This window comes from Streptomyces sp. NPDC048248 (assembly GCF_043201875.1).
Taxonomy (GTDB): Bacteria; Actinomycetota; Actinomycetes; order Streptomycetales; family Streptomycetaceae; genus Streptomyces.
In genome coordinates, this window is sequence record NZ_JBICZL010000012.1 from 218,329 (window position 1) to 233,138 (window position 14,810).

Here is a 14,810-nt window from a genome sequence, read left to right on the forward strand (position 1 = left end):
CCCGGCCCGGTGCGCGGAGCACCTGGGGCCGGGCGTGCGGTGGCCGGGTCGGCCGGGAGCGGGTGGGCACCTGCGGCCCGGGTCAGGCGGCGGCGCGGCGGACGCGCGTGCGCCGGCCCCGCTTGCCCCTCACCCGCCCTTCGGTTTCGTTCGGTCCGGAGCGGGCGGCGGCGCCGTGTCCGGCGCGCTGCCCTTCGGTCGCCTGGCGTACCAGGCGCTGCCGGTCGGCTTCGCGGCGCAGTTCCTCGTAGCGGACGCGGATCTCGAGTTCGGAGGTGTACACGGTGTCTCCCTGGCGTGGTGAGGCGGTGCCCCGACGGCCTGTCGCTCGTCGGTGGCCCCAAGCCTCGTCGCCAAGGGGGGTCCGCCACATCGGGAGGGTGCCCGATCTCCGTGCCCGCGCGTCCTTAGATTCCAGCGCCGAGGGGCGGGGGCTCCTTAGGAACCGGCCCCCGCGCCCGCGAGCGGCTTAGCCATAAGAAACGGCTTCTTACTGGCCGGGGGCGGCACCCTTAGGAATGCTCGGCATGCTGCCGAACAGGTCGAGGTACATGCCTCCGGAGATAAGGATGCCGAGGACGCCGAGCGCCAGTCCGCCCCAGGCCACGGCCCGCACCCAGGTGCTGCGCGGCCGGGTCAGCACCACGGCGGCGACGATCACGGCGAGCAGCGCGAAGACGCCGTTCACCAGGGCGGTGGTGTGCCACGGGGTGCCGTAGACGGCGGAGATCTGGTCGGTGGCCTTGCCCGACTGGAGTTTGATCTGCCCCATCAGGGTCTGCCGCTCGGCCATCAGCGTGCCCAGCCAGGTGCCGGTCACGGAGGCGAGGCCGAGGCCCGCGGCGACGACGGCACCGGCGCCGGCGGCGACCGCCGCGGTGCCCACGGGCGCGGTGCGCTCCTCGTGCGCGTCCTCCCGGGCGTCGAGCGCGTCGAGGTCGCTGTCGTCGTCGTGCTCGGTCAGGACGTCGGTCTTCTCGCCGGCGTCGGCGGTGTCCGCGGTGCTCTTGGTACGTGTGTCGACCTTGGTGTCCTTGGCGGCCTCACCGGTCACGTCGGTACCGGCTGCCTCCGTGGTCCCATCGGCCGCCGCGGCGGCCTGGGCCGGCACGGTCTCGTCGTCGGTTCGCTTGTCGGTCGTCCTGGTCGTTCCCATGGTCGCGACCGTAGGGGCCGCGTCTGAGAGTCCGATGAGAACCGCCGGTCCTGTCGGCCGACCTGCGCTCGCAGCGACCCGCGGCCCGCTGGCGCGCTAGGCCCTGACCAGGGGTTTTTCGGTCTCCCTCGGGCTTGGCAAGGAAACCGGATCGAGTGGTTCCGGCGGCGGTTCGATGCTGAGGCGGGGCAGCCGGCGATCCAGCCAGACGGGCAGCCACCAGTTGGCGCCGCCGAGCATGTGCATCAGGGCGGGAACCAGCAGGGTACGCAGGACGAAGGCGTCCAGGGCGACGGCGGCGGCGAGGCCGATACCGAACATCGCGATGATCCGGTCGCCGCTGAGCACGAACGCGCCGAACACCGCGATCATGATGACCGCCGCGGAGTTGATCACGCGGCTCGTCTCGGCCAGCCCGACGCGCACCGCCCGGCGGTTGTCACGCGTCAGCTGCCACTCCTCGTACATCCGGCTGACCAGGAACACCTGGTAGTCCATGGAGAGGCCGAAGAGCACCGACACCATGATGACCGGCAGGAAGGGTTCGATGGGGCCCGCGCTGCCCAGACCCAGCAGTTCGCTCCCCCAGCCCCATTGAAAGATCGCGACGACGATCCCGAAGGACGAGGCGACGGCCGCGACGTTCATCACCGCGGCCTTGAGCGGAATGCCGATACTGCGGAAGGCCAGCAGCAGCAGGACCGAGCCGAGGCCGATCACCACGCCGACGAAGAGGGGCAGCTTGCCGACGATGACGGTCGCGAAGTCGTCGTAGCTCGCGGTGACACCGCCGACATGGACATCCATCGTCGTCGCGCCCTCGGCTTCGGGCAGCACCTCGCCGCGCAGCCGTTCCACCAGGTCGGAGGTCTGCTGGGACTGCGGCGAGCTGGTCGGCACCACGGTGATCACGCCGGTGCTGCCGCTGCCGTCGTACTCCGGGCCGCCGACCCGGTCGACCCCGGGGGTGGTGCGCAGCTCGTCCGGCAGTCTGTCGAAGGCCAGCCGGTCCTTGGCGCCGTCGAGCGAGCCGACGAGCGTCAGCGGACCGTTGACCCCGGGGCCGAAGCCGCTCCCGGAGCCGCCGTCGCCCGCCAGCAGGTCGTATGCCTTCCGGGTGGTGGACGTGGCGGGGTTGTTGCCCTGGTCGGAGGTGCCCAGGTGCAGGCCGAAGGTGGGCAGGGCGAGGACCAGCATGACCGCGGCCGCCACCGCGCCGAGCAACTTGGGGTGCCGCTCGACGAAGCCGGACCAGCGGGCGGCGAAGCCGGTGGGGTGCTCGGGCCGCGGCCCGTGCTCGGCCAGCTGCCGTCGTTCGCGGCGGCTGAGCGCCCGGGCCCCGATCACTCCGAGGAGCGCGGGCAGCAGGGTGATGGACGCGGCGACGGTCAGCAGGACGGTGAGCGAGGCGGCGAGCGCGACACCGTTGAGGAAGTTCAGCTGCAGGATCAGCATGCCGAGGAGGGCGATGCAGACGGTGGCGCCGGCGAAGACGACGGCCCGCCCGGACACCGAGATGGCCCGTTCGGCCGCGTCCTGGACGGACAGGCCCTCCCGGAGACCCTTGCGGTGCCGGGTGACGATGAACAGGGCGTAGTCGATACCGACGCCCAGGCCGATCAGCATGCCGAGCATCGGTGCGAAGTCCGCGACGGTCATGGCATGGCTGAGCAGGGTGATGCCGGCCGAGGCGGTGCCGACGGCGGCGAGCGCGGTGATGATCGGCAGGAAGGTCGCGGCGAGCGACCCGAAGGCAAGGAAGAGCACCACGGCGGCGGCGCCCAGCCCGATGATCTCCGCCAGCTGGGCCTCCGGGGCCTCGGTCAGAGCGACGCCGGCGCCGCCCACCTCGACCTGGAGACCGTCGCCCGACGCGGCCTGCGCGGTGTCGACGACCTTTTCGACCTGGGCGGCGTCCAGCCGGTCGGTGGGGACGTCGAAGACGACGGAGGCGTAGGCAGTGTGCCCGTCCTGGCTGATCTGCTGCTCACCCTGCGGCCCGTAGGGCCCCTGGACGGTGGCGACGCCCGGCAGCCCGGCGATCTCGTCGAGGGTGTGCGCCATCTTCTTCTCGACCGCGCCGGCGCGGACCGTTCCGGAGTCGGTGTGCCACACGAGGGTGTCGCTGTCGCCGGAGCGGTCGGGGAACGCCTGAGCCATCAGGGCGGTGGCCTGCCCGGATTCGGTTCCGGGGACGTCGTAGTTGTTGGAGTAGGCGGACCCCGCCACCCCCGCCGCCGCGGCGACCCCCGCGAGGGCGGCGAGCCAGAGCACGATCACGACGATGCGGCGCCTGAGACACCACCGAGCCAGAGCGGTCACGGACCTCGTCTGCTTCCCGGGGTTGTGCGTCGATAACTCCCGGGTGACGGGTGGTGCCGAGCGCGTGATGAACGGGGGCTCGGCGGGCCCTGGCCCCGGAGGGTGTCCGGGAGGTCTCATCGCGGTGACGAAAGAGTGGCGGCCCGCCTCTCTTGCAGGGTGACAGCCCGAAAAGATCCTTTGTCCCCTTTGTGGACTTCCCCACAAAGGGGACAGGACGGGGAACTCCGTCGCGGGTCAGCCCGTGACCGACTCCTTGCCGTTCTCGATGTGGCCCATCAGCCGGCGGTGGAAGGCACCGTCCTCGGCGATCTCCAGGGCCAGGTCGTACCACCCGTGCGCGTCCGCCGTGGCGTGCGCGACGGTGCGGGTGCTGCCCGCCTTGACCTTGAGCGTGCGGGGCGAGCTGTCGGCGTAGGCCAGCGGCGCGAGGGTGACGGTGAGGTCCGTGACGCCCCGGTTGACGACGGTCAGATGGATCTCGCGCCGGCCGGCGTCGATCCAGGAGCTGACCTTGACGGCCGCCGCGGCGCCCGTTCCCGTGCCGGCGAACTCCCGGCGGAAGCCGTTCGGCCCGGTCACCGTGAAGCGGTAGGCGCCGTCCTTGACCGGCACCGCCCACTCCGCGGCCCCCGCCACGTCACGGTGCTGCGGCGCGTCGTACTCCTTCGCGTACGGATAGAGGGCCAGGTGCGCGGCGGCCTTCCCGGTGTTGCGTACCGCCAGGCGGAAGAGCGAGGCTCCCGCGTCGAAGCCTCCGTCCGCGTCCGGCTGGTACGGCAGCGCGCGGGCCGGCCGGCTGCCGTGCTCCTGCTGCGGCAGCGCCTGCCGCAGCGGCGGGCGCGGCGCCCACCGCCCGCTGAAGGCCGGGATCTCGCCCGGCTGCTCCACCGACGGCTGCCGGTGGCCGCGGGAGAAGTCGAAGGCGCTGGTCAGGTCCCCGCAGACGGTCCGCCGCCAGGGGGAGATCTGCGGCTCCTCGATGCCGGTCCACCGCTCCAGGAACCGGGTGATCGAGGTGTGGTCGAAGACCTGCGAGCAGGCGTATCCGCCGACCGTCCAGGGCGAGATGACGATCATCGGCACGCGGATGCCGAGCCCGGTCGGCCTGCCGTCCCAGAACTCCCCGTCCGTACCGGCCGGCGGTACCGGCGGCGGCACATGGTCGAAGAAGCCGTCGTTCTCGTCGTACGTCAGGAAGAGCGCGGTGTGCCGCCACACGTCGGGGTTCTTGCCGAGCGCGTCCAGGACCTTGTAGACGATGGTGGCGCTCTCGACGGGTGAGGACGAGCCGGGGTGCTCGGAGTCTGCGGCCGACGGGACGATGTAGGAGACCTCCGGCAGCTCGCCGGAGGCGACGTCGGCGGCGAAGGCGGTCGCCGTCGTGTCCGGCTCACCGCGCCGCAGTGCGCGCTCGAAGAGGCTCCGCTCGGCGCGGCTCAGCCCCCGCACACCTTCCTCCAGCAGCCCCTGGAGCCGTGCGCGCTCGGCCGCGTCGGCGCCGGCCACCTTCCCGTAGAAGGCGGTCATGTTCACCGCGCCGTCCACCTTGGCGAGCGCCTTCTTCGCGACCGCCTTGAAGGTCGCGTAGAACTCCAGGTTGTTGTCGGTGAAGTTGTCCCACTCCTGGTAGACGCGCCAGCTGCGGCCGGCCTTCTCCAGGCGCTCGGCGTACGTCGTCCAGGTGTAGCCGGTGTGGGTGTCCTCCTCGTAGGCGTCGTTGCCCACCGCGCGCTTGCCGGTGCCCGGCTCGAAGCCGGTCCAGCCGCTCACGAGGTGGTTGCGGTTGGGGCTGGTGGAGGAGTGGATGGCGGAGTGGTAGGCGTCGCAGACGGTGAAGGTGTCGGCGAGTTCGTAGTGCAGAGGGACGTCCTGCCGGTCGTAATACGCCATGGTCGCGGCGGTCTTGGCGGTGACCCAGTTGTTCATCCAGCCGCCGTTCCACGCCTTGGCACCGCCGTCCCACCCGTGGTCCAGCGCCCCGATGTACTGGAGCTCCTTCTTCTGGGCGGCGGCCGCGGCCCGCACCGGGAAGGGCAGCACCGTGCCGAGACCGAGCAGCCCCGGCTGCTCGTACACACCGGCGCCGGAGGGCAGCTCGATCGCGTTGCGGTCGGCGAAGCCGCGGACCCCGCGGAGCATGCCGAAGTAGTGGTCGAAGGAACGATTCTCCTGCATCAGCACCACGACATGTCTGATGTCGCCGAGCCCGCCTCTCCCCCGCGCCGGCCGCGCCGCGTCGGCCGCCAGGGCCTGCTGCAGCGACGGCGGCAGCAGCGACCCGGCCATCGCGGCGCCCGCCGCCGCGCCCACTCCCAGCACCCGCCTACGAGATACCTCCGGTGCCACGCCCGACCTCCCACTCGACAGCCCTGCCCGAAGCCCCGTCACCAATGGTCGCCGTGCAGGCCATTGAGGGGGCGCGAGGGGACGGTAGTGGACGGTTGTGGACCGCGATAGGTACCCGGGTGACAACTTTGGGAACAGATGACCCGCGGGGCGACACACCTGGCGGCGGCCCCGCTCGCCTGCGACGCGGAAAATGCGTTGCCGGCGCACGGGCGGCACGTAAGGCTGCCCGCCATGTCGGAAAACAGTGCGGGCGGCGCCCACGGGGTGGCCGCCCTCTTCTCCGGGGGGCGGCTGACCGCCATCCCCCGCAAGGCCGCCCGCCGCGAGCAGTTGCTCGTCCACCTCACCGAGACCCTGTTCGAGCGGGACCGGGAGTACGGCGAGCGGGAGGTCAACGAGACGCTGTGCACGGTCCACGAGGACTGTTCGGCGCTGCGCCGCTATCTGGTCATCGCCGGACTGCTCTCCCGGAACAGGGATGGCAGCTGCTACAAGCGGGTCCACTGAGGGGTGCGCCGGGGCGGCTGCGGCCGGCCTGTCGAGGGGGCAGGCAGGGCAGCCAGGGGTGGAGTCGTAGGTGGCCGGCGCTCCGAAAGCCCGCTCCCCAGGGGCACTCGGGCCGCGGGATCACCGTTCCCAATCGTTACCCGGGACTAATGGTGCGTGTGACGCCTTCTGCGGCATAAGTGTTCTGCCGAGCCTTGACCGCCCCCTGAGGCGGCAGGAAGCTGAGCCGCCCCCCACGGCAACCCACCTCCTTCACCGTTGGACTGCCCATGCGCCCACTTGTCTCCGCAGGTCTGCTCGCTGCCCCCGTCGCCGTGGCCCTGCTCCTCGCCCCGTCCGCCCACGCCACTCCCGGCGATAACGGCACCGTGAAGATCCACGATGCCACCACGGGAGAGGAGCTTCGCAAGAACGAACCTCACGTGTGCACCTTCTACCTCGACGCCTTCGGCTTCGACAGCGGCCAGGAAGTCGACTGGCGCATCGAGGCGTGGGCCCCGACCGCAGAGGTCAAGGGCGCGACCGTGAAAACCGGTTCGCTGACGCTCGGCAGCCACGGGCACGGCCGCACGCCGGACCAGTCGCTGCCCGACGGCCACTACAAGCTTTTCTGGAACTTCGACGGCGAGCACGGCCGGGCCAAGCACAAGGTCTTCTGGACCGACTGCGAGGACGACGGCCCGAGCGGCACGCCGTCGCCGTCCGCGACCCCGTCCGGCTCGTCCCGGCCGACCGCCACACCCACCGCGTCCGCTCCCGCCGGCACCGTTCCCTCGTCGTCCGGATCGCCCACGGCCTCCGCGCCGGCCGGCGACCTCGCCGAGACCGGCAACGGCGCACCCGTCGGGCTGCTGGCCTCCGCGGCCGCCGCACTCGTCGCTGCCGGGGGCTACCTGGTGGTCCGCCGCCGCAAGGCACAGCAGCACTGACCTCGCGACGTCGGCTCAGCATGCCCCCGCGTTCAGTACGAGCGCGGGGGCACGGCCGCGTGCGGACCCGACCGGGCGCGCGCTCCGCTCCGACACCGCCGACCCGCCCGCCGCTCGCGCCGGATGCGGCACGCAGGCCCCAACGCCCGTCACTGCGCGACCACTTGACAACGGCGTTGGTCTGAACCATTTTGTGCGCAGAAGCGGTGGCCACCGTCTCGTGCAGTTCTCCCTGCGTTTCCCTTCGGCACCGGAGACAGCCATGCCACGCACAGAGCGCACCAGACCCTCCCGTCACAGACGCGTCTTCACCGCATCGCTTGCGGCCCTCGCCGCCGTGGTGCTGGGCGCCGCCGGCGTCCAGGCCACCGCGGCCCCGGCGAGCGCCGCCGCCCTGGCCGACGTCAACGTCGCGAAGAACGCCGGATACGAGTCCGGGCTCAGCAACTGGACCTGCTCCGGGGCGAGCGGGGCGTCCGTCAGCAGCCCCGTCCGCAGCGGGACGAGCGCCCTGAAGGCCACCCCGACCGCGTCGGACCACGCCAAGTGCTCCCAGACCGTCGCGGTCAAGCCCGGCGCGACGTACCGGTTGAGCGCCTACGTCCAGGGCTCGTATGCCTACCTGGGCGTATCCGGAACCGGCACCACGGATGTCTCGACCTGGACGCCGGGCAGCACCGGCTGGCAGCAGCTCGCCACCAGCTTCACCACCGGCCCCGGCACCACCTCGGTGACCGTCTACACCCACGGCTGGTACGGGCAGGCCGCCTACCACGCGGACGACCTCAGCGTCTTCGGCCCGGACGGCGGAGGCGGCACCGACCCCGACCCGGAGACCCCGTCTGTTCCCGCCGGTCTCACCGTCGGCGCCGTGACCTCCTCCTCCGTCGCCCTGTCCTGGAACGCGGTCGCCGGAGCAACCGGATACACCGTCTACCGCGACGGCGCCAAGGCGCAGGCCGTGAGCGGCACCTCGGCCACCGTCACCGGCCTGACCGCCGCCACCGGCTACCGATTCCAGGTCTCCGCCACCAACGCGGCGGGCGAATCGGCACGTTCGGCGGAGATCACCGCCACCACCTCCCCCTCCGGCGGAAACCCCGACCCGTCCGTCCCCAAGCACGCGGTCACCGGCTACTGGCAGAACTTCAACAACGGCGCGACAGTCCAGAAGATCAGTGACGTGCCGGGGCAGTACGACATCATCGCCGTGGCCTTCGCCGACGCGACCACCACACCCGGCGCGGTGACCTTCAACCTCGACTCCGCGGGCCTGGGCGGCTACACCGTCGACCAGTTCAAGGCAGACATCAAGACCAAGCAGGCAGCCGGCAAGTCCGTCATCATCTCCGTCGGCGGCGAGAAGGGCACCGTCTCCGTCAACGACGCGGCCTCCGCGAACAACTTCGCCAACAGTCTTTACAGCCTGATGCAGCAGTACGGCTTCGACGGCGTCGACATCGACCTGGAGAACGGGCTCAACCCGACCTACATGACGCAGGCCCTGCGCGCCCTGTCGCAGAAGGCGGGCAGTGAGCTCGTCATCACGATGGCCCCGCAGACCATCGACATGCAGTCCACCTCAGGCGGCTACTTCCGTACGGCGCTGAACGTCAAGGACATCCTCACCGTCGTCAACATGCAGTACTACAACAGCGGTTCGATGCTCGGCTGCGACGGCAAGGTCTACTCCCAGGGCACCGTCGACTTCCTCACCGCGCTTGCCTGCATCCAGCTCGAAGGCGGCCTCGACCCCTCACAGGTGGGTCTGGGCCTTCCCGCATCGACCCGTGGCGCGGGCAGCGGCTATGTCTCCCCCGCGGTCGTCAACGCCGCCCTGGACTGCCTGACCCGCGGCACCGGTTGCGGATCCTTCAAGCCCGCCAGGACCTATCCGGGGCTGCGCGGCGCTATGACCTGGTCCACCAACTGGGACGCGGCGAGCGGCAACGCGTGGTCGAACGCGGTCGGCCCGCACGTCCACGGTCTGCCGTAGCCGGTACGCACACCGGCCGCCGCGCCGGTTCCGCGTTCGCCGGCACCCCACATGCCGGCGAACGCACGCCGCACAGAGCGGCCGGGCCTACGCAGCGGTCAACACCGGTGCCAGTTCACGCAGTTGGCTCAGCCCCAGGTCTCCCGGAGGCGACAGCGGCTGGATCGCCACATGATCGGCGCCCGCCGCGTGGTGCTGGCGTACCCGCCGCTGAATCGCCTCCACATCACCCCAGGCCACGACCGCGTCGACCAGCCGATCGCTGCCGCCACCGGCGAAGTCCTCGTCCCCGAAGCCCAGTCGGCGCAGGCTGTTCACATAGTTGGGAAGCGTGAGATAGAAGCGGGTGTGGTGCTCACGCGCCAGCGCGCGAGCCGCCGCGGGGTCGGTCTCCAGCAGCACGGCCTGCTCGGGGGCGAGCAGCGGCCCGGACCCGAGGACCTCGCGGGCCTGCGCGGTGTGTTCGGGCGTGACGAAGTAGGTGTGCGCCCCCGCGGCTCGCTTCCCGGACAGCTCCAGCATCTTGGGCCCCAGAGCGGCCAGCACCCGCGGCGGCGGCCCGTCGGGCAACGGCGCGTCGTACTCCGTGGCGTCCATGCCCTCCAGATACGACCGCATGGCCGCAAGCGGCTTCGCGTAGACATGCCCGCGCTGGTCGACCTGCGGCGCGTGACTGGCTCCCAGCCCGAGGACGAACCGCCCGGGGTACGCCTCGGCGAGGGTGTTGGCCGCGGCGTTCATCGCCGTCGCGTCGCGCCCCCAGATGTTCGCGATGCCGGTGGCGACGACCATCCGCCGCGTCGCCGCCAGCAGCAGTCCCGCGTGCGTCAGCGCCTCTTTGGTCGCGCGCCCCTCCCCGAACCACAGAGCGCCGTACCCCAGCCCCTCGATCTCCGCCGCCGCCTCCCGGGCCACCTCGGCCGTCACCCGGCCGAGCCCCGCGTGCCAGACCCCGACCCGGCCGAGTCGTGCGGCGAGAGTGTGCTGCTGCATCGTGCGTCCTCCACTGTGCGGTCAAGATCGTTGCACTCGTATCAGCACGGGACTCCGCTCGGGCATTCCTGGCGTACGGCCCCTCCTCCGCATGCTCAAAGTCCCCGAAACGGCTCGATGCGGCCCCCGCGACGGGGACCGCATCGAGTACGCCGCTGCGCGGCAGCCGGAGGTCAGCCTTCGACGCCCAGCTTCTCCAGGATCAGCTCGCGCACACGCGCCGCGTCCGCCTGGCCGCGGGTGGCCTTCATGACCGCGCCGACCAGGGCGCCCGCCGCGGCGACCTTGCCGCCGCGGATCTTGTCGGCGATGGCGGCGTTGCCCGCGATCGCCTCGTCGACGGCGGTGCCCAGCGCGCCCTCGTCGGAGACGACCTTCAGGCCGCGCTTCTCGACGACGGTGTCCGGGTCGCCCTCGCCTGCCAGCACACCCTCGATGGTCTGGCGGGCCAGCTTGTCGTTGAGGGAGCCCTCGGCGACCAGTGCGGCGACCCGGGCGACCTGCTCGGGGGTGATCGGCAGGGTGGCCAGGTCCACGCCGTCCTCGTTGGCACGGCGGGCCAGTTCGCCCATCCACCACTTACGGGCCGAGGCGGAGTCCGCGCCGGCGTCGACGGTGGCGGTGATCAGGTCGACCGCGCCGGCGTTGAGGATCGACTGCATGTCGTGCTCGGAGATGCCCCACTCCTCGCGCAGCCGGTTGCGGCGCACGCGCGGCAGTTCCGGCAGCGCGGCCCGCAGTTCCTCGACCCACGCGCGCTCGGGGGCCACCGGCACCAGGTCCGGCTCGGGGAAGTAGCGGTAGTCCTCGGCGTTGTCCTTGATGCGGCCGGCGGTGGTGGAGCCGTCCTCCTCGTGGAAGTGCCGGGTCTCCTGCACGATCGTGCCGCCGGAGGAGAGCACCGCCGCGTGGCGCTGGATCTCGAAGCGGGCGGCGCGTTCCACCGAACGCAGCGAGTTGACGTTCTTGGTCTCCGAGCGGGTGCCGAACTTCTCGGTGCCCTGGGGACGCAGCGACAGGTTCACGTCGCAGCGCATCTGGCCCTGCTCCATACGGGCCTCGGAGACGCCCAGCGCCTTGATGAGCTCGCGCAGCTCGGCGACGTACGCCTTGGCGACCTCGGGGGCCCGCTCGCCCGCGCCCTCGATGGGCTTGGTGACGATCTCGATGAGCGGGATACCGGCGCGGTTGTAGTCCAGGAGGGAGTGCGAGGCACCGTGGATACGGCCCGTCGCGCCACCGACGTGCGTGGACTTGCCGGTGTCCTCCTCCATGTGGGCGCGCTCGATCTGAACGCGGAAGACCTCGCCGTCCTCCAGCTGTACGTCGAGGTAGCCGTCGAAGGCGATCGGCTCGTCGTACTGGGAGGTCTGGAAGTTCTTCGGCATGTCCGGATAGAAGTAGTTCTTCCGGGCGAAGCGGCACCACTCGGCGATCGAGCAGTTCAGGGCCAGGCCGATCTTCACGGCGGATTCGACGCCGATCGCGTTGACGACCGGCAGCGAGCCGGGCAGGCCCAGGCAGGTGGGGCAGGTCTGCGAGTTGGCGTCGGCGCCCAGGGTGGTGGAGCACCCGCAGAACATCTTGGTCTTGGTGCCGAGTTCGACGTGCACCTCAAGACCCATCACGGGGTCGTAGGTGGCCAACGCGTCCTCGTACGACACCAGTTCGGTGACTGTCACGGTGAAACTTTCCCTCTCAGCCCAGCAGGACGTCGTCGTCGCCCAGACGCTTCAGTTCGCGATAGAGGATCGCAAGGCCCGTGACGATCGCGGCGGCCGAGACGGCGGCGTCGACCAGGCGGAGCGTGTCGCTCTCCTTGCGGGCCAGCTTGGCCTGCTTGGCGACGCTGATGACGCCGAACGCGGTGCTGCCGATCGACAGGTACAGGCCGCCCTTGGACTTCTTGAAGTTCTTGGCCTTCTTGGTCATGGCGTTCGCGCTCACAGTGAAGGTGCCTCCTCGAGCAGTGGGTGGCCCCACTTGGCGGTGAACGCGGCCTCGACCGCGGCACCGACCTTGTAGAGCCTGTCGTCGGCCATAGCAGGGGCGATGATCTGCAGACCCACCGGCAGCCCGTCCTCGGGAGCCAGTCCGCAGGGCAGCGACATGGCCGCGTTGCCTGCCAGGTTGGTGGGGATGGTGCACAGGTCCGCGAGGTACATCGCCATCGGGTCGTCGGCGCGCTCGCCGATCGGGAAGGCGGTGGTGGGCGTGGTCGGCGAGATGATGACGTCGACCTGCTCGAAGGCCTTCTCGAAGTCGCGCGTGATCAGCGTCCGCACCTTCTGGGCGGAGCCGTAGTACGCGTCGTAGTAGCCGGAGCTGAGCGCATACGTGCCGAGGATGATGCGGCGCTTGACCTCGTCGCCGAAGCCGGCCTCACGGGTGAGGGCGGTGACGTCCTCGGCGGACTTCGTGCCGTCGTCGCCGACCCGCAGGCCGTAGCGCATGGCGTCGAAGCGGGCCAGGTTGGACGACGCCTCGGACGGCGCGATCAGGTAGTACGCGGCGAGCGCCAGGTCGAAGGACGGGCAGTCCAGCTCGACGATCTCGGCGCCCAGCTCCTTCATCAGCGCGACGGACTCGTCGAACCGCTGGAGCACACCGGCCTGGTAGCCCTCCCCACGGAACTGCTTGACCACACCGACGCGCATGCCGCGGACCTCGCCGCTGCGGGCCGCCTCGACGACCGGCGGGACCGGCGCGTCGATGGAGGTGGAGTCCAGCGGGTCGTGGCCGGCGATGACCTCGTGGAGCAGCGCCGCGTCCAGGACCGTACGGGCACAGGGCCCGCCCTGGTCGAGGGAGGACGAGAAGGCGACCATGCCGTAGCGGGAGACGCCGCCGTAGGTGGGCTTGACGCCGACCGTGCCGGTGACGGCGGCGGGCTGACGGATGGAGCCGCCGGTGTCCGTGCCGATGGCGAGCGGGGCTTCGTACGAGGCGAGGGCGGCGGCGGAGCCGCCACCGGAGCCGCCGGGGATGCGGGTGAGGTCCCAGGGGTTGCCGGTCGGGCCGTAGGCGCTGTTCTCGGTGGAGGACCCCATGGCGAACTCGTCCATGTTGGTCTTGCCGAGGATGACGACGTCGGCGGCCTTGAGCTTCTTGGTCAGCGTCGCGTCGTACGGCGGGATCCAGCCTTCGAGGATCTTCGAGCCGACGGTGGTGGGGACACCTTCCGTCGTGAAGATGTCCTTGAGCGCGAGCGGGACGCCGGCCAGCGGGCCGAGCTTCTCGCCGCGGGCCTTCTTCTCGTCCACGGCGCGGGCCTGGGCGAGCGCGCCCTCGCGGTCGATGTGCAGGAAGGCGTTCACCTTCTCGTCGACGGCCTCGATGCGCGCCAGGTGGGCCTCGGTCACCTCGACGGCGGTGACCGCGCCGGAGGCGATCTTGTCCGCGATCTCGGCGGCGGTGAGCTTGATCAGGTCGGCCATGTCGGTCACTCCTCCCCCAGGATCTGCGGCACCTTGAAACGCTGCTGCTCCTGGGCCGGGGCGCCGGAGAGCGCCTGCTCGGGGGCCAGCGACGGACGGACCTCGTCCGCGCGCATGACATTGGTCAGGGGCAGCGGGTGGGAGGTCGGCGGTACGTCTTGGTCGGCGACCTCGGAGACGCGGGCGACCGCGCCGATGATGTCGTCGAGCTGTCCGGCGAAGTGGTCGAGCTCTTCGTCCTTCAGCTCCAGACGTGCCAGCCGGGCGAGGTGGGCGACCTCCTCGCGCGTGATGCCAGGCATGCAGCGATCCTCTGGTGTTCTTGGCGGAGTGTTTCTATGGACTTTTTCGGCCCAATCCTATGGCGTCGGTGACAGCTCCCGCGAAACGCTTCTCCGCGGGCCGCCGCCGGGTCCCTGCCACGCTCCCGCCGGCGGGTCGCGGAAGACCCGCAAGCAGGCCGCAAGGGGCTGAAGAGGGCGGAAGACGGCAGAGGGCGGCGGACGGCCGCGAGGGCGAAGGGCGACGGCGGAGGGACCGCGCCGGGGCACCGCCGTCCGGGCCGGGACGCGGCCGGCCCCCGGGCGCGCCGGCGGCCCCTGACCACCGATCCGACCCCGTGGCCCAGGCCCGGCGGCCGTGGCCCAGGCCCGGCGGCCGTGGCCCGGCTGCCCCGCCCGGCGCGGCTCCGTTCGCCCCCTACGAGCCCTCGGCGGGCGGCGGGGGCTCGGCGACCGGGGCCTCGGCGCGGGACGACTCGGCTGCCTCAGTCGGCTCGGCGGGTTCTGCGGGGTCGGCCGGCTCGACGGGAGTCGGCGCGCGGTCGGGAGCGGGGGCGGACACGGCGGCCCCGGGCCCGGACTCCGGCCAGGACTCGGCAGCCGTCCCGGCGTCGGGCGCGGCGGGCGCGGCGCCAGGCAGGGCTTCTGCCTCGCTCCGGGCCCCGGACGCACCCCCGGCCTCCGGCTCGGGCTCAGGGGCAGCCTGCTCCCGTTCGGCATGCCCGTCCGTGGGCCCGCCCGCCTCGTCGGGCACGTCGGGTTCATCGGGCACTTCCGGCCCGTCCGGCTCATCCGGCTCGGAGCTGAGGGGGCCGTGCGGAGTCGCCTCCTGTCCGC

At 71.5% G+C, this 14,810-nt stretch carries 13 protein-coding genes; 3 read left to right on the forward strand and 10 right to left on the reverse strand.

All coding sequences use genetic code 11. The features are described from left to right. Positions 1–82 precede the first annotated feature (82 nt). The 4 genes from ACGFZW_RS26630 to ACGFZW_RS26645 form a co-directional block, all read right to left on the reverse strand. Positions 83–283, reverse strand: a complete 201-nt coding sequence (locus ACGFZW_RS26630; RefSeq protein ID WP_393895738.1) for a hypothetical protein — start codon at positions 281–283, stop codon at positions 83–85. Positions 284–490: 207 nt separating this feature from the next. After that, on the reverse strand, positions 491–1,156 hold the full coding sequence (locus ACGFZW_RS26635) for a hypothetical protein (protein ID WP_393895739.1): 666 nt from the start codon (positions 1,154–1,156) through the stop codon (positions 491–493). 96 nt (positions 1,157–1,252) lie between these two features. After that, the gene (locus ACGFZW_RS26640) at positions 1,253–3,478 is read right to left on the reverse strand and encodes an MMPL family transporter (RefSeq protein ID WP_393895740.1); all 2,226 of its coding nucleotides are present in this window, start codon (positions 3,476–3,478) and stop codon (positions 1,253–1,255) included. A 237-nt stretch (positions 3,479–3,715) separates the two neighbouring features. After that, positions 3,716–5,827, reverse strand: coding sequence for a phosphocholine-specific phospholipase C (locus ACGFZW_RS26645; RefSeq protein WP_393895741.1), 2,112 nt, complete (start codon positions 5,825–5,827; stop codon positions 3,716–3,718). Positions 5,828–6,061: 234 nt separating this feature from the next. Between ACGFZW_RS26645 and ACGFZW_RS26650 the strand changes: the two genes are divergently transcribed. The 3 genes from ACGFZW_RS26650 (at position 6,062) to ACGFZW_RS26660 (ending at position 9,262) form a co-directional block, all read left to right on the forward strand. After that, entirely contained in the window at positions 6,062–6,337 is a 276-nt protein-coding gene (locus ACGFZW_RS26650) for a DUF2087 domain-containing protein (protein WP_393895742.1), read from the forward strand. 269 nt (positions 6,338–6,606) lie between these two features. Further along, a complete protein-coding gene (locus tag ACGFZW_RS26655; RefSeq protein ID WP_393895743.1) occupies positions 6,607–7,266 on the forward strand; it encodes an LPXTG cell wall anchor domain-containing protein in 660 nt (219 codons plus the stop codon). Between the two features lie 262 nt (positions 7,267–7,528). Then, a complete protein-coding gene (locus tag ACGFZW_RS26660; protein ID WP_393895744.1) occupies positions 7,529–9,262 on the forward strand; it encodes a chitinase in 1,734 nt (577 codons plus the stop codon). An 87-nt stretch (positions 9,263–9,349) separates the two neighbouring features. Here ACGFZW_RS26660 and ACGFZW_RS26665 read toward each other — a convergent pair whose 3' ends face one another. The 6 genes from ACGFZW_RS26665 to ACGFZW_RS26690 all read right to left on the reverse strand — a co-directional run bounded on the left by ACGFZW_RS26665 (position 9,350) and on the right by ACGFZW_RS26690 (position 14,745). Next, on the reverse strand, positions 9,350–10,255 hold the full coding sequence (locus tag ACGFZW_RS26665; protein ID WP_393895745.1) for an LLM class F420-dependent oxidoreductase: 906 nt from the start codon (positions 10,253–10,255) through the stop codon (positions 9,350–9,352). Between the two features lie 173 nt (positions 10,256–10,428). Next, complete coding sequence (gatB, locus tag ACGFZW_RS26670; protein WP_393895746.1) at positions 10,429–11,937, reverse strand: Asp-tRNA(Asn)/Glu-tRNA(Gln) amidotransferase subunit GatB; 1,509 nt, start codon at positions 11,935–11,937, stop codon at positions 10,429–10,431. Between the two features lie 16 nt (positions 11,938–11,953). After that, positions 11,954–12,187, reverse strand: a complete 234-nt coding sequence (locus ACGFZW_RS26675; protein WP_393895840.1) for a hypothetical protein — start codon at positions 12,185–12,187, stop codon at positions 11,954–11,956. A gap of 11 nt (positions 12,188–12,198) precedes the next feature. Further along, complete coding sequence (gene gatA, locus ACGFZW_RS26680; RefSeq protein WP_393895747.1) at positions 12,199–13,692, reverse strand: Asp-tRNA(Asn)/Glu-tRNA(Gln) amidotransferase subunit GatA; 1,494 nt, start codon at positions 13,690–13,692, stop codon at positions 12,199–12,201. A gap of 5 nt (positions 13,693–13,697) precedes the next feature. Then, a complete protein-coding gene (gene gatC / locus ACGFZW_RS26685) occupies positions 13,698–13,994 on the reverse strand; it encodes an Asp-tRNA(Asn)/Glu-tRNA(Gln) amidotransferase subunit GatC (RefSeq protein ID WP_393895748.1) in 297 nt (98 codons plus the stop codon). Between the two features lie 397 nt (positions 13,995–14,391). Beyond that, positions 14,392–14,745, reverse strand: a complete 354-nt coding sequence (locus ACGFZW_RS26690; protein ID WP_393895749.1) for a hypothetical protein — start codon at positions 14,743–14,745, stop codon at positions 14,392–14,394. Positions 14,746–14,810: the final 65 nt, after the last annotated feature.